Source organism: Actinomycetospora sp. C-140, assembly GCF_054796175.1.
Window position 1 is genome coordinate 83,929 of record NZ_JBTWNF010000023.1, and the last position, 26,203, is coordinate 110,131.

General features: G+C 74.9%; 26 protein-coding genes and 1 tRNA gene. 15 read left to right on the plus strand and 12 right to left on the minus strand.

Annotation, left to right across the window (positions count from 1 at the left end; all coding sequences use genetic code 11):
- The first annotated feature begins 317 nt into the window (after window positions 1-317).
- The 4 genes from ACR9E3_RS28910 to ACR9E3_RS28925 are packed head-to-tail and all read left to right on the plus strand — an operon-like array spanning window position 318 to window position 3,464.
- Window positions 318-845 (plus strand): DUF2505 domain-containing protein, encoded by a 528-nt coding sequence (locus ACR9E3_RS28910; protein WP_460384307.1) that lies wholly within the window; start codon window positions 318-320, stop codon window positions 843-845.
- Complete coding sequence (locus tag ACR9E3_RS28915) at window positions 845-1,744, plus strand: nuclease-related domain-containing protein (protein ID WP_460384308.1); 900 nt, start codon at window positions 845-847, stop codon at window positions 1,742-1,744. Before ACR9E3_RS28910 ends, ACR9E3_RS28915 begins: the two co-directional genes overlap by 1 nt.
- Window positions 1,741-2,931, plus strand: a complete 1,191-nt coding sequence (locus ACR9E3_RS28920) for an MFS transporter (protein ID WP_460384309.1) — start codon at window positions 1,741-1,743, stop codon at window positions 2,929-2,931. The genes ACR9E3_RS28915 and ACR9E3_RS28920 overlap by 4 nt, the downstream gene beginning before the upstream one ends.
- The gene (locus tag ACR9E3_RS28925) at window positions 2,928-3,464 is read left to right on the plus strand and encodes a GIY-YIG nuclease family protein (protein WP_460384311.1); all 537 of its coding nucleotides are present in this window, start codon (window positions 2,928-2,930) and stop codon (window positions 3,462-3,464) included. Before ACR9E3_RS28920 ends, ACR9E3_RS28925 begins: the two co-directional genes overlap by 4 nt.
- Window positions 3,465-3,504: 40 nt before the next feature.
- Here the strand turns inward: ACR9E3_RS28925 and ACR9E3_RS28930 are convergent, their stop codons facing one another.
- Genes ACR9E3_RS28930 through ACR9E3_RS28950 form a run of 5 tightly spaced genes read right to left on the minus strand, consistent with a single transcriptional unit; the run spans window position 3,505 to window position 8,353 of the window.
- Window positions 3,505-3,837, minus strand: a complete 333-nt coding sequence (locus ACR9E3_RS28930; RefSeq protein ID WP_460384312.1) for a TraR/DksA family transcriptional regulator — start codon at window positions 3,835-3,837, stop codon at window positions 3,505-3,507.
- Window positions 3,834-4,739: a diacylglycerol/lipid kinase family protein gene (locus ACR9E3_RS28935; protein ID WP_460384314.1), complete on the minus strand. Its 906-nt coding sequence runs from the start codon at window positions 4,737-4,739 to the stop codon at window positions 3,834-3,836. The genes ACR9E3_RS28930 and ACR9E3_RS28935 overlap by 4 nt, the downstream gene beginning before the upstream one ends.
- A gap of 18 nt (window positions 4,740-4,757) precedes the next feature.
- A complete protein-coding gene (locus ACR9E3_RS28940) occupies window positions 4,758-5,408 on the minus strand; it encodes an HAD family hydrolase (RefSeq protein ID WP_460384316.1) in 651 nt (216 codons plus the stop codon).
- A gap of 15 nt (window positions 5,409-5,423) precedes the next feature.
- On the minus strand, window positions 5,424-5,894 hold the full coding sequence (locus ACR9E3_RS28945) for a CinA family protein (protein WP_460384317.1): 471 nt from the start codon (window positions 5,892-5,894) through the stop codon (window positions 5,424-5,426).
- 59 nt (window positions 5,895-5,953) lie between these two features.
- Window positions 5,954-8,353 carry a heavy metal translocating P-type ATPase gene (locus ACR9E3_RS28950; RefSeq protein WP_460384318.1) on the minus strand — a complete coding sequence of 800 codons (2,400 nt, stop codon included), beginning with the start codon at window positions 8,351-8,353 and terminating at the stop codon, window positions 5,954-5,956.
- A 242-nt stretch (window positions 8,354-8,595) separates the two neighbouring features.
- Between ACR9E3_RS28950 and ACR9E3_RS28955 the strand changes: the two genes are divergently transcribed.
- Both ACR9E3_RS28955 and ACR9E3_RS28960 read left to right on the plus strand, forming a co-directional pair.
- Entirely contained in the window at window positions 8,596-8,805 is a 210-nt protein-coding gene (locus ACR9E3_RS28955) for a CsbD family protein (protein WP_460384320.1), read from the plus strand.
- Between the two features lie 142 nt (window positions 8,806-8,947).
- A complete protein-coding gene (locus ACR9E3_RS28960; protein WP_460384321.1) occupies window positions 8,948-9,211 on the plus strand; it encodes a hypothetical protein in 264 nt (87 codons plus the stop codon).
- Window positions 9,212-9,526: 315 nt separating this feature from the next.
- Here the strand turns inward: ACR9E3_RS28960 and ACR9E3_RS28965 are convergent, their stop codons facing one another.
- The 3 genes from ACR9E3_RS28965 to ACR9E3_RS28975 all read right to left on the minus strand — a co-directional run bounded on the left by ACR9E3_RS28965 (window position 9,527) and on the right by ACR9E3_RS28975 (window position 11,897).
- Window positions 9,527-9,805 (minus strand): hypothetical protein, encoded by a 279-nt coding sequence (locus ACR9E3_RS28965; protein ID WP_460384322.1) that lies wholly within the window; start codon window positions 9,803-9,805, stop codon window positions 9,527-9,529.
- Between the two features lie 84 nt (window positions 9,806-9,889).
- A complete protein-coding gene (locus ACR9E3_RS28970) occupies window positions 9,890-10,849 on the minus strand; it encodes an AraC family transcriptional regulator (RefSeq protein ID WP_460384323.1) in 960 nt (319 codons plus the stop codon).
- Between the two features lie 454 nt (window positions 10,850-11,303).
- Window positions 11,304-11,897, minus strand: coding sequence for a mycothiol transferase (locus tag ACR9E3_RS28975; protein ID WP_460384325.1), 594 nt, complete (start codon window positions 11,895-11,897; stop codon window positions 11,304-11,306).
- Window positions 11,898-12,060: 163 nt separating this feature from the next.
- Between ACR9E3_RS28975 and ACR9E3_RS28980 the strand changes: the two genes are divergently transcribed.
- On the plus strand, window positions 12,061-12,459 hold the full coding sequence (locus ACR9E3_RS28980) for a VOC family protein (protein ID WP_460384326.1): 399 nt from the start codon (window positions 12,061-12,063) through the stop codon (window positions 12,457-12,459).
- Window positions 12,460-12,625: 166 nt separating this feature from the next.
- Window positions 12,626-13,480, plus strand: a complete 855-nt coding sequence (locus ACR9E3_RS28985; RefSeq protein ID WP_460384328.1) for an SDR family NAD(P)-dependent oxidoreductase — start codon at window positions 12,626-12,628, stop codon at window positions 13,478-13,480.
- A 31-nt stretch (window positions 13,481-13,511) separates the two neighbouring features.
- On the opposite strand, the gene ACR9E3_RS28990 is transcribed toward ACR9E3_RS28985, so the two are convergent.
- A tRNA-Lys gene (locus ACR9E3_RS28990) sits at window positions 13,512-13,587 on the minus strand.
- A gap of 608 nt (window positions 13,588-14,195) precedes the next feature.
- Between ACR9E3_RS28990 and ACR9E3_RS28995 the strand changes: the two genes are divergently transcribed.
- Window positions 14,196-14,780, plus strand: coding sequence for a hypothetical protein (locus ACR9E3_RS28995; protein ID WP_460384330.1), 585 nt, complete (start codon window positions 14,196-14,198; stop codon window positions 14,778-14,780).
- A gap of 410 nt (window positions 14,781-15,190) precedes the next feature.
- Window positions 15,191-15,994, plus strand: a complete 804-nt coding sequence (locus ACR9E3_RS29000) for an ArsR/SmtB family transcription factor (RefSeq protein WP_460384331.1) — start codon at window positions 15,191-15,193, stop codon at window positions 15,992-15,994.
- Window positions 15,995-16,052: 58 nt separating this feature from the next.
- Here the strand turns inward: ACR9E3_RS29000 and ACR9E3_RS29005 are convergent, their stop codons facing one another.
- On the minus strand, window positions 16,053-17,087 hold the full coding sequence (locus ACR9E3_RS29005) for a PHP domain-containing protein (protein WP_460384332.1): 1,035 nt from the start codon (window positions 17,085-17,087) through the stop codon (window positions 16,053-16,055).
- An 88-nt stretch (window positions 17,088-17,175) separates the two neighbouring features.
- On the opposite strand from ACR9E3_RS29005, the gene ACR9E3_RS29010 reads away from it, so the two are divergent.
- Window positions 17,176-18,759, plus strand: coding sequence for a Rieske 2Fe-2S domain-containing protein (locus ACR9E3_RS29010; RefSeq protein WP_460384333.1), 1,584 nt, complete (start codon window positions 17,176-17,178; stop codon window positions 18,757-18,759).
- Here ACR9E3_RS29010 and ACR9E3_RS29015 read toward each other — a convergent pair.
- Both ACR9E3_RS29015 and ACR9E3_RS29020 read right to left on the minus strand, forming a co-directional pair.
- A complete protein-coding gene (locus tag ACR9E3_RS29015) occupies window positions 18,756-19,358 on the minus strand; it encodes a maleylpyruvate isomerase family mycothiol-dependent enzyme (protein WP_460384334.1) in 603 nt (200 codons plus the stop codon). The genes ACR9E3_RS29010 and ACR9E3_RS29015 overlap by 4 nt on opposite strands.
- Window positions 19,359-19,394: 36 nt before the next feature.
- Window positions 19,395-20,393 (minus strand): RNA polymerase subunit sigma-70, encoded by a 999-nt coding sequence (locus ACR9E3_RS29020; protein ID WP_460384335.1) that lies wholly within the window; start codon window positions 20,391-20,393, stop codon window positions 19,395-19,397.
- 66 nt (window positions 20,394-20,459) lie between these two features.
- On the opposite strand from ACR9E3_RS29020, the gene dusB reads away from it, so the two are divergent.
- The 4 genes from dusB to phoU all read left to right on the plus strand — a co-directional run bounded on the left by dusB (window position 20,460) and on the right by phoU (window position 26,151).
- Window positions 20,460-21,584, plus strand: coding sequence for a tRNA dihydrouridine synthase DusB (gene dusB, locus ACR9E3_RS29025; RefSeq protein WP_460384336.1), 1,125 nt, complete (start codon window positions 20,460-20,462; stop codon window positions 21,582-21,584).
- A gap of 250 nt (window positions 21,585-21,834) precedes the next feature.
- Entirely contained in the window at window positions 21,835-22,809 is a 975-nt protein-coding gene (locus tag ACR9E3_RS29030; protein WP_460384337.1) for a GGDEF domain-containing protein, read from the plus strand.
- Between the two features lie 222 nt (window positions 22,810-23,031).
- A complete protein-coding gene (locus tag ACR9E3_RS29035; RefSeq protein WP_460384339.1) occupies window positions 23,032-25,395 on the plus strand; it encodes an LCP family protein in 2,364 nt (787 codons plus the stop codon).
- A 99-nt stretch (window positions 25,396-25,494) separates the two neighbouring features.
- The gene (gene phoU, locus ACR9E3_RS29040) at window positions 25,495-26,151 is read left to right on the plus strand and encodes a phosphate signaling complex protein PhoU (protein ID WP_460384340.1); all 657 of its coding nucleotides are present in this window, start codon (window positions 25,495-25,497) and stop codon (window positions 26,149-26,151) included.
- The last annotated feature ends 52 nt before the right edge of the window (window positions 26,152-26,203 follow it).

Below are 26,203 nucleotides of genomic sequence, written 5' to 3' on the forward strand. Positions count from 1 at the left end.
CTGCTCCGACCGGCCGCTCGCTCGCCGTCGTGCGGAGGTCACTGAACGCGGCAGCGACCCTTGTGGTCAACATCACGGTTTTCACGTGCAGATGCTGCACCCGCCGCTGGCCGCAGCCCCGCGACCGCTACGCGTGCCGAGTTCGCAGGTCACGGCGACGAACGGCCGACGAGCGGTCACCGCACGGCCGCCCCGAGCGCCCTCCACGGACCAAGATCTCGCGCGGATCCGCCGGTTCCCTCGATCACAGGACGCACGCCCGGCGCGGTGTCCGCACGCTCTGACCGAGCGGCGCGTCGGCACTAGGCTCGGCGCGCGTGAGCACCCGGCTGGCGCTGAGCCGCGACTACCCGCACGGCGTCCCCGCCTTCGCGGCCGCGCTCGCCGACCCGGAGTTCCACCGCGTGAAGCTCGACGTCGACGGCTCCGGCCGCATCGAGGTGGTCGCGTTCGCGCGCGACGACGAGCCCGGCGGGCGGCAGCGGGTCCGGGTCGTGCTGCGACAGCCCGTGCCCCCGGGGCAGGTCCCGGCGGTGGTCGAGCGCCTGCTCGCCGGCGTGCTCGTCATCGAGCGCACCGAGGAGTGGCGCCTGGGACCCGACCGCTGCGACGGCCGCGCCCAGGTCGCCGTGCCGGGCACGCCGATCAGCGCCGCGGGCACCATGTCCGTGCGGCCCGGGGAACCGGGTCACAGCCGCCTCGCCGTGGACCTCGCGATCACGGCCGCGGTGCCGCTGCTGGGCGGGGGCATCGAGCGCTCCGTGGTCACCGGCATCCGGGGGCTCACGGGCACCGAGCACGACCGCATCTCGCGCTGGCTCGCCGGCGCCGAGCGGGCGGGCTGATGCCCGCACGCCGCCGTCGCCGGCCCGGGTCGGACCGGCTCTACGTCACGTCGTCCGACGGCCTGCCCCTCGGCCACCTCGACCTCGTCACCCGCGTCGCGCACGACGTGCCGGCCGGGTACCGGGAGCGGTTCGTCCAGGAGGCCAACGCCTGGCTGTGGCAGAACGGCCTGCCGCCGATGGGCGGCCCGGCCGAGGTCGCCGAGCCCGCGGCCCTCGGCGCGGGCGCCGAACCCCCGGCGGGCGGGTGGGATCCGGGGAGGGACGACCTCGCCCTGCACCGTCCCGGCCACGGGCTGCTGGAGGAGGCGGCGGAGGTGCGGGCCGCCCAGGGCGCCGGGGCCGACCGGCCCTACCGGCTGCGCGCCGACGGCCAGCACGCGGTGGCCGAGGCGCTGGGCAAGCTGACCCGCCCCCCGACGCTGCGCCGCGGGCGCGGCGCCCGCTGGCGCATCCTGCACGCGGTGCCGATGGCGGCGCCCGACGGCGACGTCGTCCTCGACCACGTGCTCATCGGCCCGCCCGGGCTGTTCGTCATCGAGGACGTCAACGTCCCCGGGGGCCGGGTGGTCCTCGAGAACCAGACCGTCGAGCTCGGTGACGGCACGATCATGAGCCTGGAGGAGCGCCGGCAGATCGCGGCGGAGGCTGCGGAGCGCGTCTCGGTGGCGCTGGCCCACGCCGCGGGCGCGAGCGAGACCCTCGACCCGCCCGCCGTGCACCCGGTGATCGCCGTCGTCGGCGCGATCCTCTCCGGGGCGGGGCGCCCGCGCGGGGTGACGGTCTCGCGCATCAGCCAGCTGCCCCGGCTGCTCTCGGCGTTCGGTGCGCCGCTGTCCGACCTCGCCGTCGCCCAGATCTTCGAGGTCGCCCGGCGCTCGGGCACGTGGAGCCCGTGACCCCCGAGCTGCGCCGCGCCCGGGTCGCAGTGATCGCGATGTTCGTCGTCAACGGGGCGACGTACAACAGCATCGTCCCGCGGTTCCCGACGCTGCGCGACGACCTCGGACTGTCGAACGCGGCCCTGGGCACCGCGATCGCGGCCTTCCCCCTCGCGGCGCTGCTGTTCGGGATCCTCGCGGGCCCGCTCATCGCCCGGGTCGGCAGCGGGCGGGCCGGCGCCGGGGTCGGGCTCGCCGGTGCCGTGCTGCTGCCCGCGGTGGCCCTGGCGCCGTCGTGGTCCGCTCTCGCCGCGGCGCTGTTCGTCCTCGGCCTGACCGACGCCTGGGCGGACGCGGCGATGAACGCGCACGGCCTGCGGGTGCAGGCCGGCTACGGGCGCTCGATCGTCAACGGCCTGCACGCGGTGTGGAGCATGGCCGCGGTCGGCGCGGGCCTGCTCGGCGCCGCGGCCGCGGGGTTCGGGGTGCCGCTGCCGGTGCACCTCGGGGTCGTCGCGGCGGTGCTGGTCGTCGTCTCGGTGCTCGCGTGGCGGTGGGCGCTGCCGGGGCCGGAGCCGGAGGCCGAGCACGACGAGGGGTCCGACGAGGCCGGCGGCCGTCGTGGCCCGATCCGCGCCGTCCTCGTGGCCGCCGGGCCGCTGCTCGCGCTCGCCGCGCTGCTCGTGGCCTCGGGCGGGATCGAGGACTCGGCGGCGTCGTGGGGCGCGATCTACGTGCGCGACGACCTCGGCGGCGGCGCGTTCGTCGCCGGCCTGCCGTTCGTCGCGTTCCAGACCTTCATGACGCTCGGGCGCCTCGCGGGCGACCGGGTCGTCGACCGTTTCGGTCCCGTCGCGGTGGCGCGCACCGGGGCGGCGCTGGCGGCGGTCGCCATGGGCACGGCGCTGCTCGTGGCCCACCCGGTCGCGGCCGTCGCGGGCTACGCGCTGACCGGGCTCGGCGTGTCGACGCTGTTCCCCCTCGGCTTCGCCGCCGCCGGCCGGGTGCCCGGCGTGCGCCCCGGCGACGGCATCGCGGTGGTCGGCTGGCTCGCGCGGCTGGGCTTCCTGGTGTTCCCGCCGGTCATCGGCGCCGTCGCCGACCGGGTGTCCGTGGGGGCCGGGCTCGCCCTCGTGCCGATCTCCGCGGTCGTCGCGATCGTGCTGGCGGGGTCGCTGCGGCCGCGGGGGACACTGGCGCGGTGAGCGATCTCGACGACGTCGTGAGGGCCCTGGCCGCGCCGCTCGCCCCGCTGGACGAGGCCGTCGCGGCGCTGGGGCGCGACGCGGGGCTGGTGGCGTGGTGGGGCACCGACGTCGCGATCGACGGTCCCGCCCACCCGACCGACGACGGCTGGACTCTGCTCGACGTCGGCGACGCCACGATGCTGCGCAACCGCGTCACCCGCCAGGACCTCTACCGCGCCGGCGTCTCCCCGTTCCGGCGCGCGCTGGCCGGCCTGCTGCTCGACGACCTCGGGCTCGCCCCGACGTGGGCCGCCGACGTCATCCTGACCCGGGCCGACGAGGACCGGCTGAGCGAGTGGATGCGCGCGCACCTGCGCCTGTCGAGCGTGCTCCACCCCGACCGCAAGCTGCTCCTGGGGCCGGTGCGCGACGCGATGGCGCCGGGGCTGCGCGAGGACGGCGCCACGGCCCGGTCCGCGCGCGAGCGCTTCGCCGCCGCCGGCGGCCCCCGCCCCGACCGCGACCCCTCCGTCCCCTTCCGCCGTCCGTAGCCATGTGAGCGAACTTTGGTGCCATAGGCCCGAAGTTCGCTCACGTACGACGGTCGGCGCAGCGCACGCAGGTGCGGGCGGCCGGGCGGGCCTCGAGGCGTTCGGCGGCGATCGGGCGCCCGCAGCGCTCGCAGACCCCGTACGTGCCGGCGTCGACGCGCGCCCGGGCCGCGTCGACCTCGGCGAGGTCGTGGCGGGCCGCGGCGAGCAGGGCGGCGACCTGGGCGCGGTCGTAGGCGATCGTCTGGCCCTCGGGGTCGTGCTCGTCGTCGCCGGAGCTCGCCGAGGCCGTCTCGACGATCCCCGCGAGCTGGGCCTCCAGCGCCGCGATGCGCGCGACCGCGTCGTCGTGCGCCCCGTCGAGCCCGCTCACACCACGGTCGCCAGGGCCCGCGGGGCGATCTCGACGGTCACGCCGCGGTCGGCCTCCAGGTCGAGCACCTCCCCGTCGAGCTGCACCGGCAGCGGCGAGAGGGTGCGGAACGCGAAGCGGTCGGTGCGCGGCTGCGGGCCCAGGCCGCCGACGGCCGCCCGCACCGCGTACGCCAGCAGCCGCAGCTTCGAGCGGTGCGGCAGCGTGACGACCTCGAACAGCCCGTCGGCCGGGTCGCCGTCCGAGAGCGTCACGTACTTCGCCATCTCGGTGGTGTTGGCGAGGATCAGGCTGTCGAAGCGCCGCTCGCCCTCGCCCTCGACGTCGACCGCGAACGGGCGGAACCGGGAGAACGCGCGCACCGTGGTGACGATCTCGCGCACCGAGCCCTTGCCGCCGCGCTCGAGCTCGAGGGCCACGGTCGGGGTGATGCCGAGCCCGAAGTAGGAGTGCGCCCAGCGCGGCTCGTCGCCGTCCACCGACACCCGCAGCAGGTCGAGGTGCTGGAGCCGGGCCGCGGCGATGGCGTCGACGAGGGGGCGTTCGCGGGTCGCGCGGCGGTGGTCGTTGGCGTTGCCGGCCGGCAGCACCGCGGCCGGGGCGGCCGCCACCGTGCCGTCGCCGGCGGCCATCACGCCCTGGACGACCTCGTGGTAGCCGCCGTCCCCGCTGACGGACACCACCAGCGTGCGGCCCGCCCGCGCCTCCTGCTCGGCGATGACGCGCGCGTGCCCGGCGTACTCGGTGGCCTGCAGCGCGACCGCCAGCTGCGGCGCGGTCTCCTCGAGCGCGGCGCGGCACTGCCGGGCGCGCTGCTCGCCGTCGCCGCTGCTCTGCGGGTTGTAGACGAGCACGACCCGGTCGTAGGCGGGCATCGGGGACGGTTCGGACGGCACGGCCACCCGTGCAGCGTACGACGGTCAGCGCAGCGCGAGGACGATCTCGACGGCCTCGGGCAGCGTGGCGACCGCCGGGGCGACGGTCCGCAGGTCGGCCTCGTGGTGGGTGGAGTGCTCCGCGACGAGGACGCAGGCGCTGCCGACCGCGGCCGTCGCGGCCGCGTCGTCGAGCGTGTCGCCGACCAGCACGACCCGCGCCGGGTCCAGGCCGAGGGTGTCGAGGTGCGTCGCGAGCGCGTCGGCCTTGCTGCGCCCGTCGTGGTGGTGGTCGCCGTCGACGCGGGCGAACCAGTCGTGCAGCCCGCGGCGCCCGAGGGTCGCGTGGAGCTCGTCGTGGGCGAGCATGCTCAGCACGGACTGGCCGAACCCGGCACCCGCGAACCGCTCCAGGGCGTCCTGCGCCCCGTCGGCCAGCGACAGCGAGGGCTCCGCGTCCCGGTAGTGCCGCCCGAACACCGCGTTCAGGCGGGCCCACTCCTCGTCGGGGACCTCCCGGCCGACGAGATCGGCGTAGAACGCCCGCAGCGGGCGGCGGAACGTCGACCGGTAGCGCTCGAGGTCCAGCGACGACGCCGCCCCGACGGCCTCCAGGCTGGCGTTGGAGGCGTCGACGACCGCGTGCACGTCGGCGAGCAACGTGCCGTTCCAGTCCCAGACGACGTGGTCGACCACGACACCCATGATCCGCTACCGGTCGAGGTGGTCCAGCAACGCCTGCAGGGACCGCACGCGCGTGTGCCGCAGGACGTCCTGCGGGTCGTCGGAGTCGGTCTGCTCGAGCCACGCCTCGGTCTCGCCGCGGTCGGTGACCGCGAACCAGACCGTGCCCGGGGGCTGGTCGTCCTGCGGCTCCGGGCCGCCGGCCCCGCTGACCGCCAGCGTCAGGTCCGCGCCGAGCAGGTCGGCGGCCTTCTCGGCCATCGTCCGCACCGCGGGCTCCGAGACGACGGGCCCGTCGGGCACGCCGAGCGCGCCGTGCTTCGTCGTCCGGTCGTAGGCGACCACGCCACCGCGGAACCACTCGCTCGACCCCGGCGAGGCCGCCAGGTCACTGCACACCAGACCGCCCGTCAGCGACTCGACGATCGCCAGCCGACGCCCGTCACGCGACGCCACCTGCGACACCGACCGCGCGAGCTCCTCCGGATCCTCCGACACCGTGCACCTCCTCGTGCGCCGCCGGACGGCGTTGCCGATCGGCGCGCGGAGGAAACGCGTCAGGGACGGAACCGGCGCAGGCGCAGGCTGTTGCCGACGACGAAGACGCTCGACAGCGCCATCGTCACGCCCGCGATCATGGGGTTGAGCAGCCCGGCGACCGCGAGCGGCAGCGCGGCGACGTTGTAGGCGAACGCCCAGAAGAGGTTGCCGCGGATCGTGCCCAGCGTGCGCCGGGCCAGGCGCAGCGCGTCGGGCACCGCGCGCAGGTCGTCGCGGACGAGCGTCACGTCGCCGGCCTCGATGGCCATCGCCGTCCCCGTGCCCATGGCGACGCCGAGGTCGGACTGCGCGAGCGCGGCCGCGTCGTTCACGCCGTCGCCGACCATCGCGACCGTCGCCCCGTTCTCCTGCAGGCGCCGGACCTCGTCGGCCTTCTCGGTGGGCAGCACCTCCGCGACGACGTCGGCCGGGTCGATACCGACCTCGGCGGCGACGGACCGCGCGGCGGCGGGGTTGTCGCCGGTCAGCAGCACGGGGCGCAGGCCGCGTGCCCGCATCTCGGCGACGGCCTCGGCGGAGCCCTCGCGGACGGTGTCGGCGACGGCGAGCACGGCCCGCGCCCGCAGCGTCCCGGACCCGTCGTCCCAGGCCACGACCACCGTCGTCGCGCCGCGGGCGGCGGCGTCGTCCAGGGCCGCGTCCAGCTCGGGCGGCAGCGGGACGCGCCACTCGTCGACCAGGCGCCGGCGCCCCGCCAGCACGCGGGTGCCGTCGACGGTGCCGACCACGCCCAGCCCGTCGAGGGCCTCGACGTCGGCGACGCCGGCCCGCTCGAGGTACCGCGGCATCTCGTCGCGGGCGGCGGCGGCGATCGCGCGCGCGACCGGGTGCTCGAGGCGCGCCTCGAGGGCGCCGACGCGGGCGAGGACCTCGTCGCGCCCGACGCCGCCCGTCGTCGCCAGGCCCCGCAGGGTCATGCGGCCGGTGGTCACCGTGCCGGTCTTGTCCAGGACGATCGTGTCGACCCGGCGGGTGGACTCGAGCACCTCGGGCCCGCGCAGCAGGATCCCGAGCTGGGCACCGCGGCCGGTCGCGACGGCGAGCGCGGTCGGGGTCGCGAGCCCGAGCGCGCAGGGGCACGCGACGACGAGCACGGCCATCCCCGCGGCGACCGCGAAGCCCCAGCCCTCGCCGGAGACGCCCCAGAACAGCAGCGTGAACAGCGCCACGAGCATCACGACGGGCACGAAGAAGGCCGAGATGCGGTCGGCGAGGCGCTGGATGGCGGTCTTGCCCTCCTGCGCCTCCTGCACCCGGCGCGCCATCCGCGCCCACTGCGTGTCGCCGGACGCGCGGGTGGTCTCGACGACGACGCGGGCGGTCTCGTTGCGGGTGCCCGCGAGCACCTCGGCGCCGGGCTCGATGTCGACCGGGGTCGACTCGCCGGTCATGGCGCCGGCGTCGACGCTCGACCGGCCCTCGACGACGCGCCCGTCGAGGGGGAACGGCTCGCCCGCGGCGACCGCGACGTGGTCACCGGGCTGGACCCGGTCGACCGGGACCGGCAGTTCCCGGGCGCCCGCGACGACCCGCGCCTCCAGCGCCGGCGGTGTCATCAGCGCCGCCGACACCCCGAGGGCCCGCCGCCGCCCGCGCCGCTCGATCCAGCGCCCCAGCAGGGCCGCCGTCGTGATGGCGGCCGCGGTCTCCAGGTAGATCGTGCGGGAGCCGTCGAACTGGTCGGGCTGGGGGACGAGGTAGATGCCGTGGCGCATGCCGCCCAGGCCCGCGCCGCCGAAGAAGAGCGTCCAGAGCGACCAGCCGAAGGCGGCGAGCGTGCCCACCGAGACCAGCGTGTCCATCGTCGCCGAGAGGTGACGCAGGTGCCGCGCGGCGGCGCTGTGGAAGCGCCACCCGCCCCAGATCACGACCGGCGCGGCGAGCACCAGGCAGAACCACTGCCAGTACCGGAACTGCCAGGCGGGGCTCATCGACACGGCGATGATCGGGAGCGTCAGCGCCAGGCACACCAGCGCGCGGTGGCGCAGGACGCCGATCTCGGGGTCGGGCGGCGCCTCGGCCGCCGTGCCGGGCGCCGGGCTCGCGGTCGCGTGCCGGGCGGTGCCGTCGGGCGCCGGGCGGGGTGCCGGGACGGCGGGGTCGGCCGGGTCGTGTGCCCCGGGGGTCGCCGCGGGCACGAGCGGCGCGGCGGGGGTGGCGCCGAAGCCGAGCCCGGTCACGGCCGCGACGAGCTCGGCGGGGTCCTGCTCGGGCGGGTGGGTGACCCGCGCACGGCCCGAGGCGTAGTTCACGCTCGCCTCGACACCGGGCAGCCGGCCCAGCTTCTTCTGGATCCGTGCGGCGCACGTCCCGCAGGTCATGCCGGTGACGGCCAGCTCCGTCGTCACCGTCGGGGTCCCGGACGGCCCCGCGTGATCCGCGACGTCGGTCGCCACGCCGCCACCTCCCACATCCGGTCGTCGATCGACGGCGCGACGCTAGGGGGCGCCTCCGCGCGGGCGCCCGGAGCTGAGAACCCCCGACGACCCGTCCGACGACCGTCGCCGTCGGGCACGACGAGCGGTCGGCGGGTAGCCCGGACGGCGTAGCGCGCGTTCTCAGCCGCGGTGGTGTCGATCGCGGTGACGATCGGGTAGGCCCGCGCACGACCGAGGACCACCGATCGCAGGAGGCACCCATGGCGGAGGACACCGCCGCCGAGGACCTGAAGGGCCGCGCCAAGGAGGCCGTCGGCGCCATCACGGGCCAGGACGACTGGGCCCGCGAGGGCCAGGAGCAGCAGAAGAAGGCCGACGCCGAGGACACCGCCCGCCAGAAGGAGGCGGAGGCCCAGAAGGCCCGCGCCCAGGCGGACAAGAAGGAAGCCGACCAGAAGAAGCACCAGTAGTCGGCCACACCCCGCCCACGGCCCCGGACCGGCACGACGCCGGTACCGGGGCCGTGGTGTGTCCAGAGGGGACGCGCACCGTAACGGCCGTGATCGTCCCGCCGATGATCGATCGTCACGCCGGGTCGTCGGAGGAGCAGCAGTGACGGTGCTCGTCGTCCTGAGTGCGGCGGTCCTGGGGATCGTCGCCGGGTTCGAGCTGCGGTTCGTCGGCCTCTGGCTGCTGGTGCGCCTGGCCGACGCGGTCGAGGGCGCCGACCCGCGCGACCACCGGCACTACGGCGACTTCCGCCGGGTGATGGCCGAGCGCGGCGTCTCCGGGCTGGACCTCGCGTGGCGCCCGGAGCCCGACGCCCGCGGGCGGGTCGCCGACCGTCCCGATTGGCAGCTCCACAGCTGGTTCTGACGTTAGGGGCCGCCGCCCCGTCGGGTACATCGCGGCCAAGCTGACCGGACGCCCGCGGGCTGATCGTCGGCTCAGGTCCCGCCGGTTCTCTGACACGTGCCGGCGGGGCCGCCCGAAGCTTCCCGGCGTCGGCACGCGTCCGGCCGTGCGCGCGGTCCCGGTGCGGGCACACCGACGGGCCGCACCCTGCCCGGTGCGGCCCGCCGGCTCGTCGCTCGCGCGATCTGCCCGGGATGTCGCACCGATGATCAGGACCGTTAGTCCACGTCCGGGTGAACAACTCCCGCGTCGCGTCATGGCGACCGCGCGGCCGCGTCAGGCCACGGCGTTGCGCCGGCGGCGGTAGGCCCCGCCCCAGGCGTGGCTCGCGAGGTCGGCGAACACCGCGACCGCGAGCCATATCCAGTCCGGCCCGACGACGCCGCCCGGCGCGACGAGCATGTACATCAACGTCGTCCACGGCAGCAGCAGGAAGCCCAGGATCGGCCACAGCAGCGTCCCGAACGTGACGCTCCACTGCAGCGGGGCGAGCAGCCACCACACGACGATCACGAAGCGCGGGCCGAAGACCAGCAGGAGGATGAGCAGGCACACGCTGCGGTGATAGCAAGCGCCGTGCCGGGGCGTCCCCACCCGCGGAGGATGATCCTCGGGTGTGGACGGGGTTCGACCCGGCGTCTAGGACCGGAGCGTGGCCTGCGGTGTGCGCCCGTAGACGCGCCGGTACGCCGCGGCGAACCGCCCGGCGTTGCTGAATCCCCAGCGGGCGACGATGGCGCCGACGGTGTCCCCGCGGGTGGGATCGGCCGTCTCGAGCTCGCGGTGTGCGCGCTCCATGCGGACCGACCGCAGGAAGTTCATCGGGGTCTGGCCGCGGTGCCGCTGGAACGCCTGCTGGAGTCCCCGAGGGCCGATGCGGACCTCCCGGGCGATGTCGGACGTGCCGATGTCGCGGTGGGCGTTCGCCTCGATGTACTCCACGGCCCGGCGCACCACGGCGGGTTCGCCCCCGTCGGGCCGTCGCGCGCGCTCCCCGATCGCCGCGCACGCGGTGTTGGGGAAGGCGGCGAGGATCGCGCCGGCGAGCGTCCTCCCGGCCTGGTCCAGCAGGAGCGGGCTGGACGCGATGTCCTCCGCGGCCAGGACGTCGTCGCGGACGTGCGCCACCTCCAGCTCGAGGTAGCGCCCCAGCCCGGGCGACGCCGGCCGGTACCCGGTGAACCGCACCTCGCCGCCGTCCCACCCGAGGTCGGCCGCGGCCCGCCGCAGCACCGGGTGCGCGAGGCACACGGCCCGGTTCGTGAGGTCGTCCCACCGGATCGACCACGGGTGCCCCGGCGGCATGAGGTAGGGCTCGCCGGGCCCGGGCTCCACCGTCGTGCGGCCCGCCGAGATCGCGACCCGCCCGCTGACGGTGGTGTTGAGGATGACGGCGTCGCCGAGCAGCTCGGTCCTCGTCTCGAACCCGAGGCTGTGGTGCAGGGTCGCGATCGAGTAGCGCGGCGCGGCAGCGCCGGTGAAGGTGAACGAGAAGGCCGACGGATCACCGTGGAGCCGGCGGCGGTAGTTGACGTACGTGTCCTGCAGCCACCTGTCGGCGACCTCCGGGTCCGACGACGCCACGTCGAACCGCCGCACCGGCGAATCCTGCCCTGCCCCCACGTTCCCCCCTGCTGCACGGCGCCGCCTCCTCAGGCGCCCCTGGTCCCCCGACCTCGCGGCCGTTGTACCAGCGCCGACGCGGATCGCCACCCGGACGAACGCCGGGTGACCCGTCCGGGGGTGAGGAGTGGGAGGGTTGCTCCGACCGGCACCGCGGGCCGTCCACGGAAGCAGGAACCTCCCCGACGTGCGCCACGCCGCCACCGAGCCGTGGACCGTGGCAGCGCCGGCTCGGGGCCCGGCAGCTTGACGGACGCCGACGGGCTCGAGGGGGAGCGTGCCCGGTGGCGACCACAACGGTCGAACAGATCGATGGCGGCGTGGACGCCCACCCGATTCCTCGCCGCGCGCCGGCCCAAACCGGGGAGTCCCGAGGACGGCGCCCCTGCCGCCGAACCGCCGGAATCCGTCGCCGAACGGCGCGGTGGGCTCAGGCCAGCAGGGTCCCCGGAGCCGGCTGGTACGGCGTGAAGAAGTCGTTCGCGCCCGCCTCGGCCAGGGTGAGCACCAGCGCGGGTACGGCGACGCCGTCGATCTGTTCGCGGACGATGTCGGCGTGCCCCGCGTGCCGGGCGTACTCCTCGAGCAGGTGCACCCGGTAGTAGCGGGCGCGGATCGGCCGGGCGTCGGTGATCCCGTGCCACGGCGCGGGAGGAGCCGTGGTCTCGGCGTCCGGGTCGGTCGCGGCGACCGTGGCCAGCAGCCCGGCTCGGGCCTTGTCGAACTCCTCGATGGTGCCGGCCACGGTCTCGTCGTCGCGCACGGCGAAGCTGTCGGCGAACGCGGCGTACGCGGCCGCGTCGATGGTCTGCTCGACGACCGGGCGGTCCAACCGCGCCACCGCGCCGCGCATCCCGTACGCCGCGTGCTTGACGAGGCCACCGATCGACAGCGCGCTCCGGCACGGCGTCGCCCGCGCCTGCTCCTCGGTCAGACCGAACGCGGCGGCACGGATCGCGGTGAGCTGCTCGTCGAGGTAGTTGACCAGGCCCGTGACCTCGTCGTGCCGGGCGGGTGCGTACATCGGGCGGCCTCCGGGGTCCGTGGCGGTGGGGACGGCGACGACGCTGGCGGAGGTGGCGGACGATTCCGGTCCGCCATCACGCCGGCCTGTTCGATACCTTTGACCTACTATCTGATCCTGATGTAGGACTACCGTGCCTGGCGCCCCGGCGAAGGAGAAGAGCATGACGTCGACGTCCCCCGCCGACCTCCCGGTCGCGACCGTCATCCCCGTGTCGGACATGGCCCGTTCCCGGGCGTTCTACGAGGAGACGCTCGGTCTGGCCGGCGACCCGGTGCCCGGCGGCGGTCACGTGCTGCGGGCCGGCGACGGCACGCTGCTCTACCTCATGGCCGGCACCGGCTACGCCGGTCAGGCCGGCTGGCCGCTCGCCTCGTTCCGGGCGCACGACCTGCCCGCGACCGTCGCAGAGCTCCGCGACCGCGGCGTCACCATGATCGCCATGGACGGCGAACCCCCGTGGCGGACCGACGAGCGCGGCATCGCCGACTTCGGTGACGTCCTCATCGCGTGGTTCCGCGACCCGGACGGCCAGGTGATCTCCGTCGTGCAGCCCACCTGACGGCGTCCCCGTCCATGATCGCTGCCGGTGCTCCTCCGACCCGATGTCATGGGGTCGATGGAGCAGCTGGGCGGATCATGACCTCGGTGACGACCGCTGCGTGGTCGCTCATCACCTCGAGCTCTGCTGCAGTAGGACGCGCACCGTCCCGACGACAGGAGATCGAGTGGATACGACGGCGGACAACCCTCGTGACCTGCCCGTCACCGTCATCGTCGGCGCGACCTCGAAGTGGCAGCCCGACGGGCCGAACACCGGTCTCGTGCACGGCGAGGTCATCGGGCAGGACCTCCCGCCCGAGATCCGGTGGGGACTGGGTGGGGCGCTGGCCCACCGGTTCGCGCGCGAGGGTCACCACGTGGTCCTGACGACGCGACGACGTGCCAACGCGGAGGCGCTCGCCGCGACGATCGACAGCGCGGGCGGTTCCTGCTCGATCGTCGAACTGGAGGTGGGCTCGACGGTGTCGGTCACCGACGCCTTCGCGTCCATCCGCCAGCAGGCGGGCTCCCCGGACGTGCTGATCTACAACGCCGGCTACATGGCGGGCCGTGAACTGTCCGCGGACGAGGAGCTGCTCGAGCACTTCCCCGTCGACCTCTTCGAGGTCGCCCTCGACACCGCGTGCCGCGGCCCGTTCCTGGTGGCGAAGGAGGTCCTGCCCGCGATGCGACAGCGGGGCCGTGGCTCGATCCTGTTCTCCAACAACCAGTACTCGCTGCGCGGGCGCAAGCGGTCGACCGGTCAGTCGCTCTACTACCCCCGCACCATGATGCGGGCCCTCGCTCAAGCCCTCACCGAGGAGTACTCGGAGCACGGCATCCACGTCGCCAACGTCGTCGTGGACGGCTTCATCGACTCGCCCGGGACGCGGGCACTCCCCGCACTGCGTGAGCGCCCGGACCTGTTGATCGACCCCGCCGGCATCGCCGACGCCTTCCACTACCTGCACCAGCAGGACCGATCGTGCTGGACACACGAGCTCCAGCTCACCGCGGCCGCCGGGCAGGTCAGCGTCTGACGCCTCGGCGTCAGCGATGTCGGCCAGAGGCTGGTGGGCCCCGTGGGACTCGAACCCACAACCAACGGATTAAAAGTCCGCGGCTCTGCCCATTGAGCTAGAGGCCCCGGCCGGTACGGCCGAGGGTGATCCTAAGGCCCGTGGTCGGCGCCCGGGTCACACTGCGGTCGGCCCGTCGAGCGGGACGCCGGGGCCACCGCGGGTCGGCATCACGCGGACGGGCGGACGACGCGAGACCGGCCCTGAGTAGGCCGTCCGGCGCAACGGGCCGCCCACTCAGCGCCTCGCGGGCAGGGGCACCGAGCCGTCGTCCCGTACTCCATCCGAGCGGCCGGTCGGCTCAGTGACTGCTCCCGGACGGGTGAGTGGCGGTCACCGAGGAGACCGCCTCCGCCCATCGTCGCTGGTCAGCGGCTCACGAAACTCACGGCGACGTCACCCGCACCCGACACGCCGGGACGACGCGCCGGAGCAACCGGTGACGGACCGTACCCGTACGTCACCGTCAGGTCACGGTCGTGCCGCGGGCGAGAAACGAGTACCAACCACGGAACACCGGCGGGTCGCGCCTCCGGTGGGCACGACCCGCGTGATGGGTGCGAGCGGCTCCCCGGCTTCGACGCCTCGACCCCTCCGCGCGGCGCAGGTCCCCGCGGGCCCCGACGGGTCGGTTGATCACCAGCCGCCCCGACCGCACGGAGAGGAGGCCACCGACATGTCGATGGCCGTGGTCATGTCCGAGATGCCCGACGTCTGGCGCAAGGTGCTCGCCGAGCACGTCCCGGACGAGCGCCAGCTCTGCCGCGCCTGCCTCCACGACGGAGGCCGGGCGAGCTGGCCGTGCCAGACCTACCGCATCGCGCAGGAGGCCAAGTGGGTCGCCGAGGGCGGCCTGCCCGGCACCGGCCCGCACGGCCCCGGCCCGAGCCGGACGCGCGTCAGCCCGCCGGAGCCGACGCGGGAGCCGTCGCGCGAGCCCGAGCCCGTGGGCTCCTCCCGCGCGTCGTCGGACGAGTGGGGCTCCGCGCCGATGGCGAGCTCCTCCCGCGCGTCGTCGGACGAGTGGGGATCCGCGCCGATGGCGAGCTCCTACCCCTCGACCGGCAGCTGGAGCAGCCCCTCGAGCAACGACTGGTCGCGGCCGTCGGGCGGCGGGTTCGACGACCGCCCCTTCGCGGGCGACCCGCTCGGCGACTCCGCGCTGCCGACCGCGACGGGCGAGCGCCCCTACGGCTCGCACTTCGACGCGCCGTACGGCTCCTCGTTCGGGATCGACGACCGGCCGCACGCCCGCTGGTGACGTCGGCCTCCTGACGCCCGCTCCGGGGCCGGCGACCCGGCCCCGGAGACAGGCAGGCCCCCGGAGCGGTTTCCCGTCGCGTCCCGGCGGTGCCGGGCGGATCGGGCCCCGACTGGACTGGGGTCGGGGGCTCCGGGGGCTGGTGTCCTGCCTGGATTCGCTGGCCGCCCTGCCGCGGGATCATCGTGCCCGCGGACCGGCCATTCCACGGCCTTCGAGCGGCTAGCTGACGGACACCTCACGAGTCCTGTCGTTCTTCAACGCTGGACCACCTCCTTTCCCGTGTACACGCCACGCTAGGCGCGTCGCGATCACCCCGCAAACGGCTTCCGCGGGCGCCCGTTGACAGGCAACCAGAAGGTTCCCTATCGTCGGACAGGCAACCGCATGGTTGCCTGATCGGAGTGGTGATGGACGAGGTGTTCCGCGCCCTCGCCGACCCCAGTCGGCGGGCGCTGCTCGACGCCCTGCACGCCCGGGGCGGGCAGTCGTTGCGCGAGCTCGGCGAGGGGCTGGAGATGAGCCGGCAGGCCGTCGCCAAGCACCTCGGCGTCCTGGAGGCGGCGGGGCTCGTCGTCACCTCGTGGCACGGGCGGGAGAAGCACCACCACCTCAACGCCGCGCCGATCAACGAGGTCGCCGACCGGTGGATCCGGCGGTACGACCGGGCGCGGGCGGAGGCCCTCGCCGACCTCAGGACGGCCCTGGAAGACCACACCGAGGAGACCGCGATGTCCGACGCCTTCGTCTACGTGACCTACATCCGCACGACGCCCGAGAAGCTCTGGCAGGCCCTCACCGAGCCGGCCTTCATCGGCCGCTACTTCGACGGCGGCGGGCCGCGGTCGGACTTCCGGGTGGGGTCGAAGGTCCTCTGGTCGATGTGGGAGGGCGACGGCCCGCACGACTGGGACCAGCAGATCCTCGAGGCCGATCCGCCGCGTCGGCTGTCGTACCGTTGGCACAACTACCAGCCGGAGATGGCCGAGATGTTCGGCTGGAGCGATGAACGCCTCGCCGAGCTGCAGCAGGAGAAGCGCTCGAAGGTCACGTTCGACATCGAGCCCGCGGGTCAGGCCGTGAAGCTCACCGTCACCCACGACGACTTCGTGCCCGACAGCGAGATGAAGCGGGGCGTCGAGCAGGGCTGGCCCGGCATCCTGTCGAACCTCAAGTCGGTGCTGGAGACCGGCGAGGTCGCCGTCACCGGGTGATCGTGGTGGCTTTCCTGACGTTGAACGTCAGCGTGGACGCCAGGCTGACAACCCCCGCTCAGCCCCGGGAACGCCAGGCGGTGAGGGCGTCGGCGGAGCGGGTGTTGACGATCCGGTCGGCCGGCACCTCGCACTCCTCGGCGCGCTCGCAGCCGTAGGGCTGCCAGTCGAGCTGGCCCGGGGCGTGGGCGTCGGTGTCGACGACGAACTCGCAGCCCGCGGCGAGGGCCTGGCGCAGGAGATCCCGGGGCGGGTCGAGGCGCTCGGGCCGCGAGTTGATCTCGACGGCCACCCCGTTCTCGATGCACGCGTCGAACACCGCCTCCGCGTCGAAGGTCGACGGCGGGCGGGTCCCGCGCCCGCCGGTGACCAGACGGCCCGTGCAGTGCCCGAGCACGTCGACCAGCGGGTGCGACACGCCCGCGACCATCCGCGCGGTCATCAGCTCGCTGGGCGCCCGGAGCTTCGAGTGCACGCTGGCGACGACGAAGTCGAGCTCCTCGAGCAGGTCGTCGGGCGCGTCGATGTCGCCGTCCTCGAGGATGTCCACCTCGATCCCCCGCAGCAGGCGGAACGGCGCGAGCTCCTCGTTCACCTCGGCGATGACGTCGAACTGCCGGCGCCGGCGCTCGGGGGTCAGACCGTTGGCGACGGTGAGGTTCTCGGAGTGGTCGGTGAGCACCATCCACTCGTGGCCGAGGTCGCGGGCGGTGCGGGCCATCTCGAGGACGTCGCTGCCGCCGTCGGACCAGGTCGAGTGGGTGTGGCAGTCGCCGCGCAGGGCCGCCCGGATCGCGGCGCCGCCGCCGACCGGCTCGGTGTGGCGGGCCTCGAGGTCGGTCAGCGTCGCCGAGGTGCCGCCGTCGAGGACCTCCGTGACGACCGCCGCCGTCTTCTTCCCGACGCCCTTGAGGTCGGTGAGCGTGCCGGACCGCGCGCGCGTGGCGACCTCGTCCGGCCCCAGCTCCGCCAGCTTGTCCGCCGCGGAGCGGTAGGCCTTCACCCGGTAGGTCTCGGCACGCTCACGCTCGAGGTAGAAGGCGACGGCGCGCAGGGCGGCCACGGGGTCGCCGTCGACGGGAAGGGCGGTCACGTGTCCAGGGATACCCCACCCGGAGCCCCCACGGAGCGCGCCACCACGGACAATCGGCGGTGAGCGACGTCTGGGAGGTGGTCTGCTCGTGCGGGTGACCGGAGTCGGGCACGCCGGGATGCGGTTCGAGACCGCGGGCGGCAGCGTGCTGTGCGACCCGTGGGTGAACCCCACGTTCTTCGCGTCGTGGGTCCCGTTCCCCGACAACACGCAGCTGGACTGGGACGCCCTCGGTGACTGCGACTACCTCTACGTGTCGCACCTGCACCGCGACCACTTCGACGCGGAGAACCTGCGGGCCCACGTCGCCAAGGACGCGCGGGTGCTGCTGCCGGACTACCCCACCGACGAGCTCGAGAACGAGCTGCGCGCGCTGGGCTTCCGGCACTTCGTGCGCACCGAGACCGGCGTGCCGCAGGAGCTCGACGGCGGCCTGCGGTTCATGATCACGTCGCTGAAGGGCCCCGGTGACGGGCCCATCGGCGACTCCGCGCTCTCGCTGGACGACGGCACCGCGCGCGTCGTCAACCAGAACGACGCGCACCCGCTGGACATCCCGAAGCTGCTGGAGTTCGGCGCCTACGACGCGCACTTCACGCAGTTCTCCGGCGCGATCTGGTGGCCGATGGTCTACGACCTGCCCAAGGCCGCCAAGCGCGAGTTCGCCCGCCGCAAGCGCATCGGCCAGGAGGACCGGGCGATGCGCTACATCCGCGAGGTCGGGGCGCCGCACGTCTTCCCGACCGCGGGCCCGCCGTGCTTCCTCGACGACGACCTGTTCCGGTGGAACGGTCTGGGCTACGAGGGCGTCGAGGGCGAGTCGATCTTCACCGACCAGTGGGAGTTCCTCGGCCGGATGCGCGAGCTGGGGCACGAGGGTGGGCACCTGCTGCTGCCGGGCACCACCGCGGAGATCGGGCACGGCACCGTCGAGGACCTGACGCACCCGCTCCCCGACGACGAGGTCGAGACGATCTTCGTCGACAAGGAGCGCTACCTCCGCGACTTCGCCGAGCGCGTCCGCCCGGCGATCGACGCGCAGAAGGCGCGGTGGGCGACGCCGCAGCCCGACATCCTGCGCCAGCTCAAGGAGTGGATCGAGCCGCTGATGAAGCGCGCCGACCACATGTGCGACGGCATCGGCGGCCCGGTCCGCATGGACCTCACCGACATGCCCGCCGGCGTCCCGGGCGTGGACGACGAGGGCACGCTGCCCCTGTCGTTCGACTTCACCGCCCGCGAGATCCGGATCTGGGGCGGCGAGCAGGCCCGCTACCGCTGGACCGTGCCGGGCACGCTCGTGGCGACGAACATCGCGACCGGCGAGGTCGACTGGTCGAACTCGCTGTTCCTGTCGGTGCGCTTCGGGGCCTCGCGTGTCGGCCAGTACAACGAGTACCTCTACACGTTCTTCAAGTGTCTGTCCGAGGAGCGGATGGACTACGTGGAGAACTGGTACGACGCGCAGAACGACGACGGCCGCGACGTGGTCATCGACGGCTGGCAGGTCCAGGCCCGCTGTCCGCACCTCTCGGCGGACCTGTCGAAGTTCGGCTCCGTCGAGGGCGACGTGCTCACCTGCTCGCTGCACAACTGGAAGTTCAACCTCGCGACCGGGCGCTGCCTGACCAGCGCCGGCCACGAGATCCGTGCGCAGAAGCTGGACGACTAACTCTCGAGCGGCGCCCGTCCGGTCACCCGCAGGAGCAGGTCGACCGCGGGCAGCTCGACGGTCCGCGGTCCCTCGCCGACGGACAGGTCGGTGTCGGTCGCCACCAGGCGCGTCCCGGCCAGGTCGGCGCCGAAGTAGGCGAGCATCTTCGGCGTCGCGGAGGCCAGCACCCGACGGACGCGCTCGGCGGGCGGGCGGGGCAGGCCCAACGCCTCGGTGACGTCGAGACCGTGGATGACGTCGTGGCTCAGCGCGCCCGCCTGGCCGCCGCCCGGCGGTCGCCAGGGGTGGGCGACGTTGTCGCGCAGCGCCGCGAGGAGCTCGGCGTCGGCGTGCCGCGCGGTGTCGTCGTGCGCGATCCGGTCGGCGAAGCGGTTGAAGTCGCCCCGCGCCGCCGCGATCCCCCGCAGCACCCGCCAGCTCGAGTGGCGGTAGGGCATCGTGACGTGGGCGAGGACCTCCCGGACGCGCCACCCCGTGCACAGCGACGGTGCGGCCCACTGGTCGGGGTCGAGCGCGGCGTAGAGGTCGGCGAGCCGCTCGCGCTCCGCGGCGGTCTCGCGGGCGAGCGGGTCGGTGCGATCGAGCTGACGCGGCACGGCGGTCTCCTCCGACGACGGACTGTCCGCCAGGTGCTACGTCCGTGCCGCCCCGGATTCATCGGTCGCCCGGGAGGAATCCGGGTCGAGCACCGCGGGCAGGCCGAACGCGGCGAACCGGTCCGCGGTACCGAGGAACGTCGTCATGTGCGCGACGCGGTCCCCGCGGGTCTCGACCAGCACCAGGCCGAAGGGGCGCAGCACGCCGCCCTCGTCGGGGCGGTACTGGCCGAACCCCGGCTGCCCGCTGATCGCGACCGGCGCGAGGCGCGCGCCCGCGCACCCGCCGAGTCCGACCAGCCCGGCGATCGTCGCGCCACCCTCGATCCACCACCCGTAGGGCGGCATCGAGGTGCGAGCGTCCTCGCGCAGCAGGTCGGTCAGCCGGACCACGTCGTGGGCCTCGAAGGCGTCGACGTAGCGCGCGAGCAGGCGCCGCTGCTCCGGGTCGGTCTCGTCGAGCGGGTCCCCGGGGGCCGGCCGGTGACGGTCGAGGGTCTCGCGGGCGCGCTGGAGCGCGCTGGTGACCGCGGCCGTGGTCGTCCCCAGGATCTCGGCGGTCTCCGCGGCGGAGAACGCGAGGACGTCGCGCAGGAGCAACGTCGCCCGCTGTCGGGGCGGGAGGTGCTGCAGGGCGGCGACGAAGGCGAGCCGCACGGTCTCCCGCTGCGCCGTCACCTCCGCCGGGTCGGCCGGGGCCACCAGGCGGGCGTCGGGCATCGGTTCGACGAAACGGTCCGCCGGCAGCGCCAGACCGATGTCGGCCCCGGGCACGGCGGCGGGTCCGAGATCGACGCACAGCGCCCGCCGGCGCGCGGCGCGCAGCAGGTCGAGGCAGACCGTCGTCGCGATGCGGTACACCCAGGTGGGCAGGGCGCCCCGGTCCGGGTCGTAGCGCTCGCGGTGGCGGAAGGCCCGCACGATGGCCTCCTGCACCGCGTCCTCGGTGTCCGCGGCGGAGCCGAGCATCCGGTAGCAGTGCGCGGCCAGGGGCACGCGCAGCGCCTCGAGCTCGTCGACGGTCGGCGCGGCCATGCGGGGAGTCCACCACGTCCGGGGCTCGGAGCGAGAGCTCCCCGGCGGGGCGCACAATGGAGGGCCATGGAGGCGTTGCGCATCGGTCCGCTCGAGCTGCCGACACCGGTCGTGCTCGCGCCGATGGCCGGCATCACGAACGTCGCGTTCCGCCGGCTGTGCCGCGAGCAGGGCGCCGGCCTCTACGTCTGCGAGATGATCACCGCGCGGGCGCTGGTGGAGAAGCACCCCGGCACCGCCGAGATGATCGCGTTCGACGCCGACGAGACGCCCCGGTCGATGCAGCTCTACGGCGTCGATCCCGTGACCATCGGGCGCGCCGTCGAGCGGATCGTCGACGAGGACCTCGCCGACCACGTCGACCTCAACTTCGGCTGCCCGGTGCCCAAGGTGACGCGCCGCGGCGGCGGGGCGGCCCTGCCGTTCAAGCGGCGGCTGTTCGCGTCGATCGTGGGCACCGCCGTCGAGGCCGCGTCCCGGGGCGGGCTGCCGCTGACGGTGAAGATGCGCGTCGGGATCGACGACGACCACGTGACGTTCCTCGACGCGGGGCGGATCGCCGCCGACGCCGGGGCCGCTTCGGTGGCCCTGCACGCACGCACGGCGGCCCAGCGCTACTCGGGTCACGCCGACTGGGACCGCATCGCCGAGCTGCGCGACGCGCTGCCCGCCACGACGCCGGTGCTCGGCAACGGCGACATCTTCGCCGCGTCCGACGCCGTCGCGATGATGGAGAAGACCGGGTGCGACGGGGTCGTCGTCGGACGCGGCTGCCTGGGGCGGCCGTGGCTGTTCGGCGAGCTCGAGGCCGCACTGGCCGGCCGCCCGATCCCGACGCCGCCCACGCTCGGCGAGGTCGCGGCGGTGATGCGCCGGCACGTCGAGCTGCTGATCGCCCACCACGGCCACCACAAAGGCGTCCGCGACTCCCGCAAGCACATGTCCTGGTACCTGCACGGCTTCGCGGTCGGCTCGGAGCTGCGCCGCGAGCTCGGCATGATCGACGGGCTGGAGCGCCTCGACGAGCTGCTGGCCCGCCTCGACCCCGAACTCCCCTTCCCCGCCGACGCCGACGGACCCCGCGGCCGGCAGGGCTCGCCCGCGCACGTCACGCTGCCCGAGGGCTGGCTCGACGACCCCGAGGACGACACCGTCCCGACGGCCGCCGACGTCATGCACTCCGGCGGCTAGACACGCCGCGGAAGCGCTACGCTTCGTACCCGGACTCGGGTACACACCGATCTCACGTCACCGCCGGCACGCGACGGCCCCGCAGGACCACCGCTGCGGGCGACTCAAGGTGGGCCGAACGGGTCGGCCACTGGTTCATCTACGCAGCGTCACCTGCGCCGGACGATTGACGTTGATGGCGTGACGGCGAATGGCCGTGACGATGCGGTGATCGAGGGCGACACTGGTAGGCGGGACGGAGGTGGTGTGCGTGCGGCTGGCCGGGCTGCCCCACGGGCGCGGGAACGCGGCGGTGACGACCGCGCCGTCCCCGGACGACACCGACACCGGCACGACCGCCACCGGCCCGGAGCCCGCCGAGAAGTCCGTCACCTGCGGTTTCCCCACCTCGCCGATCGTCGGGCTCACCACCGTCCCGTCCGACGCCCCCACGGCCGACGGTCGCGCCGATCGGGCGCGCGCCCACGAGGCCGCGGCGGAGGTCCTCGCCGACCGCGGCGACTGGCGCCGCGCGTACCAGCACCTGAAGGCCGCCGTCTCGATCGTCCGTGACGAGCGGACAGCGCCGGCCAGCGTGCCCGATCAGTTACGCCTCGAGGTCGACCGTCTCCGTCGCGAACGCGCCGAGGCCCGGGAGCAGAGCCGCCGCGACAGCCTGACGGCCACGTGGAACCGGCGCTACCTCGACGAGCGACTGGGCACGCTGCGTGGCGACCAGGGCAGCGCGTCGGTCGACGCGCCGGTCTGCGTGGCCCTCGCCGACGTCGACCACTTCAAGGCGGTGAACGACGACCACGGCCACGCCCTGGGCGACGAGGTCCTGCGCCGCCTGGTCGACCTCATGAGCGAAGGGCTCCCCGAGGACGGCTTCTGCGCCCGGTACGGCGGCGAGGAGTTCGCCCTCGTCCTGCCCGGGCTCGAGCCCGCCGACGCCGTGCGGGTGTGCGAGGAGGCCCGTGCGCGCGTCGACGCCCACCCGTGGCACGAGGTCGCCGCCGACCTGCGGGTCACGGTCAGCGTCGGTGTCGCGTGCCTCGACGACGGCGACCGGCCGGGCTCGCCCGGTCTCGACGCCGCCGACGCGCTCCTCTACGTCGCCAAGCGCGCCGGCCGCAACGCGGTCGCCTACCGGGACGCCGCGGACGGCGCGGTCCGCCTCGCCGGACCGGCCTCCGCGCGGCGGGGCATCGAGGCCGCAGCACGCCGCGCCTTCCCCTCGTCCTGAGGTCCGTCACCCGGCCGTGGTCGGCCCTGAGCCGAACCTGAACGGACGGGTGAGCGAACGGACGCCGCGTGTCGCCCGGTCGTGTGGCGACGGTTGTGTCCGGATGCCCGCGTGGCGTAGTGGACCCGGCGGGATCGGGGTCCGGCCGCGCCGTACTATTCCGCTGCTGAGCCCCCGACCACCTGGGCCGACGGCCCCACGGCGCGACCCGCGAGGAGATGCGTGACCGACGACCGCGCCGGTGACCCGGTCCGGGGCTCCCGCCCCGCGACACCGGGCTCGGACGCGGACCGCGCCGCCACCCGGGGGTCGGCGCCGACGTCCGTGCCGTTCCGCGTCCCGGTCGCGACACCGTCGGTCGCCGGACGTCGCCCGACGATGGTGCCGCTGACCCGCCGCCGCGGACCCCGCCTCGGCCTGCGTCCGCCGGGCGCGGCGCTCGTGACGTCACCGACGACGCTCCCGCCCCCGGGTCCCGCGTCCGGCAGCGCCGCCTCGCCGCCCTCCCCGTCCTCCCCGGCCGCCCCCGCACCGCCGTCCACCCGGGCTCCGGTCGACGCCGTGACCCTGCCCGCGGGCCGAGTGCCGGTGCAGGCGGGCGCCCGCCCGGCACCCGCGGACCCGCCGGCGCGCCCGGAGCCGCCCCGGGCCGAACCACCCCGCGCCGAACCACCCCGCGCTCGCCTGCAGCCCCCCGGTGCCGCGGCCGGACCTCCCGCACGGCCATCGGCGCCGTCCCCACCGGTCCGCGAGGCGACACCGATCCCGACACCGGCCCCGGAGCCGACCCCCGAGGACCGCGGCGCCACGGCAGCGCCGGAGTCGCCCGCGGTGCGCCACGTCCGCGCCGCGAGCGTCGCGTCCGTCCCCGCGCCGCCCGAGGACACGGCGGCCCCGGTCGACGACCCGCCGGCGGACGACCCGCCGGCCCCGGCTCCCGCGAAGGCCCCCGTCCGCGAGCCCGTGGCCGTCACGCGGCGCCCGGTGGCGACCGCGGCCCGCGAGGGGGACGAGCACTTCGCGGCGACGTCGGCCGTGCTGGCCTCGGCCGGTGCGCGGGTGGCGACCTGGCGACGCCGGTGGACGCTGCCGCGGATGCTGCGGGTGCTCACCGCCCTGTGCGCCGTGCTCGTGGTCGTCGTGTGCGGGCTCGGCTGGGGTGCCGCGTCGTGGGTCGAGGCCGCGGTCCGTCAGATCGGCGCCCTCGACCCGGACTCGCCGGCCATCCAGGACGCCGCCGCGCAGGCCGGGGACCAGAACTTCCTCGTCGTCGGCTCGGACAGCCGGGCCGGGGCGCCGCCGTCGGAGGACGCGGGCGACTCCGCCGACGTCCCCGGCGCGCGCACGGACACGATCATGGTCGTGCACGTGCCCGAGGACCGGGCGGGCGTGACCGTGGTGTCGTTCCCGCGCGACCTGGAGATCACCCGGCCGGCGTGCGAGCGGTGGGACCCCGTCAGCGGCGCCTACTCGCCCCAGATGCTGCCGCCCACCCCGCGGGTCAAGCTGAACTCCGCGTACGCCGCCGGCGGCCCGCGGTGCGTGACCCGCGCGATCCAGGAGCTCTCCGGGCTCGCGATCAACCGTTTCCTCGGCGTCGACTTCCAGGGCTTCCAGGGCATGGTCGACGCCGTGCACGGGGTGCCGATCTGCGTGGAGCGACCCGTCGAGGACTCCGTGCTCGGCCCGATCGTCCCGCAGGCCGGGTTGACGCAGCTGAACGGACAGCAGGCGCTCGACTTCGTGCGCGCCCGCCACGTCGAGGGCGACCCGTCGAGCGACTACGGGCGGATCCAGCGCCAGCAGCGCTTCCTCGGCGCGCTGCTGCGCTCGGTGCTCTCCGCCGGCACGCTGCTCGACCCGACCCGCCTCGAGGGCCTGGTCGAGGCGGTCTCGCGCTCGACGTTCGGCGAGAACATCGGCTCCGACCAGCTGCTCACGCTGGCGCAGTCGCTCGGCAGCCTGGACCCGCGCACGGTCAACTTCGTCACCGTGCCGACCACGGGCATCGCCAACGACCGCGGCAACGAGGTGCTGCGCGCCGGGGAGGAGCGCGCGCTCTTCGACGCGATCATCGGCGAGCGCCCGCTGCCCGGGACGCCCGGCGCCGCCCCCGCCACGCCCGGGCCCGCCACCCCGGCGGCGCCGGCCGACATCCGGCTCGTCGACGGGCGCTCGCCGGTCGACGGGAGCTCCGAGGGTTCCGGGGGCTCCGACGGGTACGGCGACGAGAGCGGGGACGGGTCGGCGTCGTCCTCGCACGGCCCCTCGGCATCCGCGGTGGCCGGGCGGCTGCGGGCCGACGGCTTCGGGGTCGTCACCGACGACTCGGGAACCGGGTCGGCCGGGTCGGGCGGCGCGACGACCATCCGGTACTCGCCGGACCAGGCGGCCGCGGCACAGTCCCTCTCGGCGGCGGTGCCGGGCGCGACCCTCGAACCGAGCGCGACCGGACGCGGTGTCCTGACGCTCGTCCTCGGCGACGACTTCGACGGCCGCGTGCGGTCCGCCGCCGCACCGGAGGGCAGCACCGCCACGGCGCCCGTGAACCCGACCATCACGGCCGCCGACGCGACCTGCGCCTGACGTCACCGCTGGTCGGCGCGGGTGTCGCGGCGACCGCGTTCACCCGCGGTTCATGCCGCCGTCGGGTCCGCGATGGCGCCTCCGCGTAGGTTGCGCGGTATGCGCGCGGCCTATCACGAGAAGCTCGACGCCCTTTCGGGCGAGCTCGCCGAGATGTCCCAGATGGCGGGCGAAGCCATGAAGAAGGCGACCACCGCCCTGCTCGAGGGCGACCTCGACCTGGCCGAGGAAGTCATCTCCGACGACACCAAGCTGGACGCCCTGCGCACCCGCGCCGAGGAGCAGGCGTTCGGTCTGCTCGCCCTGCAGGCGCCCGTCGCCGGCGACCTCCGTTCCGTGATCGCCGCGATCCACTCCGCCGGCGACCTCGAGCGCATGGGGGACCTGGCGTTGCACGTCGCCAAGGCGGCCCGCCGGCGTCACCCGGCCAAGGTGCTGCCCGAGGACGTCGCCCCGTACTTCGCCGAGATGGGCCGCGTGGCGCTCGACCTCGCCCAGGACGCGCGCCAGGTGATCCTCACCCGCGACGTCGAGCTCGCCTTCACCATGGAGTCCGACGACGACGCCATGGACGACCTGCACCGCCACCTGTTCACGCTGCTGCTGAGCAAGGAGTGGCCGAGCGGCGTCGCCCCGGCCATCGACGTGACGCTGCTGGGCCGCTTCTACGAGCGCTTCGCCGACCACGCCGTCGCGGTCGCCCGACGCGTCGTCTTCATGGTCACCGGGAAGATGCCCAACACCCCCGAGGCCTGAGCCCCGCGAACGCCGAGAGCCCCTCCCGCACCGTGCGGGAGGGGCTCTCGTC

What these genes read in the sequence shown, in the direction of transcription:
- phoU (WP_460384340.1), top strand. Translation starts at nt 25,495, where the DNA reads ATGCGCGCGGCCTATCACGAGAAGCTCGACGCCCTTTCGGGCGAGCTC.
- ACR9E3_RS28915 (WP_460384308.1), top strand. Translation starts at nt 845, where the DNA reads ATGCCCGCACGCCGCCGTCGCCGGCCCGGGTCGGACCGGCTCTACGTC.
- ACR9E3_RS29020 (WP_460384335.1), bottom strand. Translation starts at nt 20,393, where the DNA reads ATGGCCGCGCCGACCGTCGACGAGCTCGAGGCGCTGCGCGTGCCCCTG.
- ACR9E3_RS28995 (WP_460384330.1), top strand. Translation starts at nt 14,196, where the DNA reads ATGTCGATGGCCGTGGTCATGTCCGAGATGCCCGACGTCTGGCGCAAG.
- ACR9E3_RS28955 (WP_460384320.1), top strand. Translation starts at nt 8,596, where the DNA reads ATGGCGGAGGACACCGCCGCCGAGGACCTGAAGGGCCGCGCCAAGGAG.
- ACR9E3_RS28980 (WP_460384326.1), top strand. Translation starts at nt 12,061, where the DNA reads ATGACGTCGACGTCCCCCGCCGACCTCCCGGTCGCGACCGTCATCCCC.
- ACR9E3_RS29000 (WP_460384331.1), top strand. Translation starts at nt 15,191, where the DNA reads ATGGACGAGGTGTTCCGCGCCCTCGCCGACCCCAGTCGGCGGGCGCTG.
- ACR9E3_RS28975 (WP_460384325.1), bottom strand. Translation starts at nt 11,897, where the DNA reads ATGTACGCACCCGCCCGGCACGACGAGGTCACGGGCCTGGTCAACTAC.
- dusB (WP_460384336.1), top strand. Translation starts at nt 20,460, where the DNA reads ATGGAGGCGTTGCGCATCGGTCCGCTCGAGCTGCCGACACCGGTCGTG.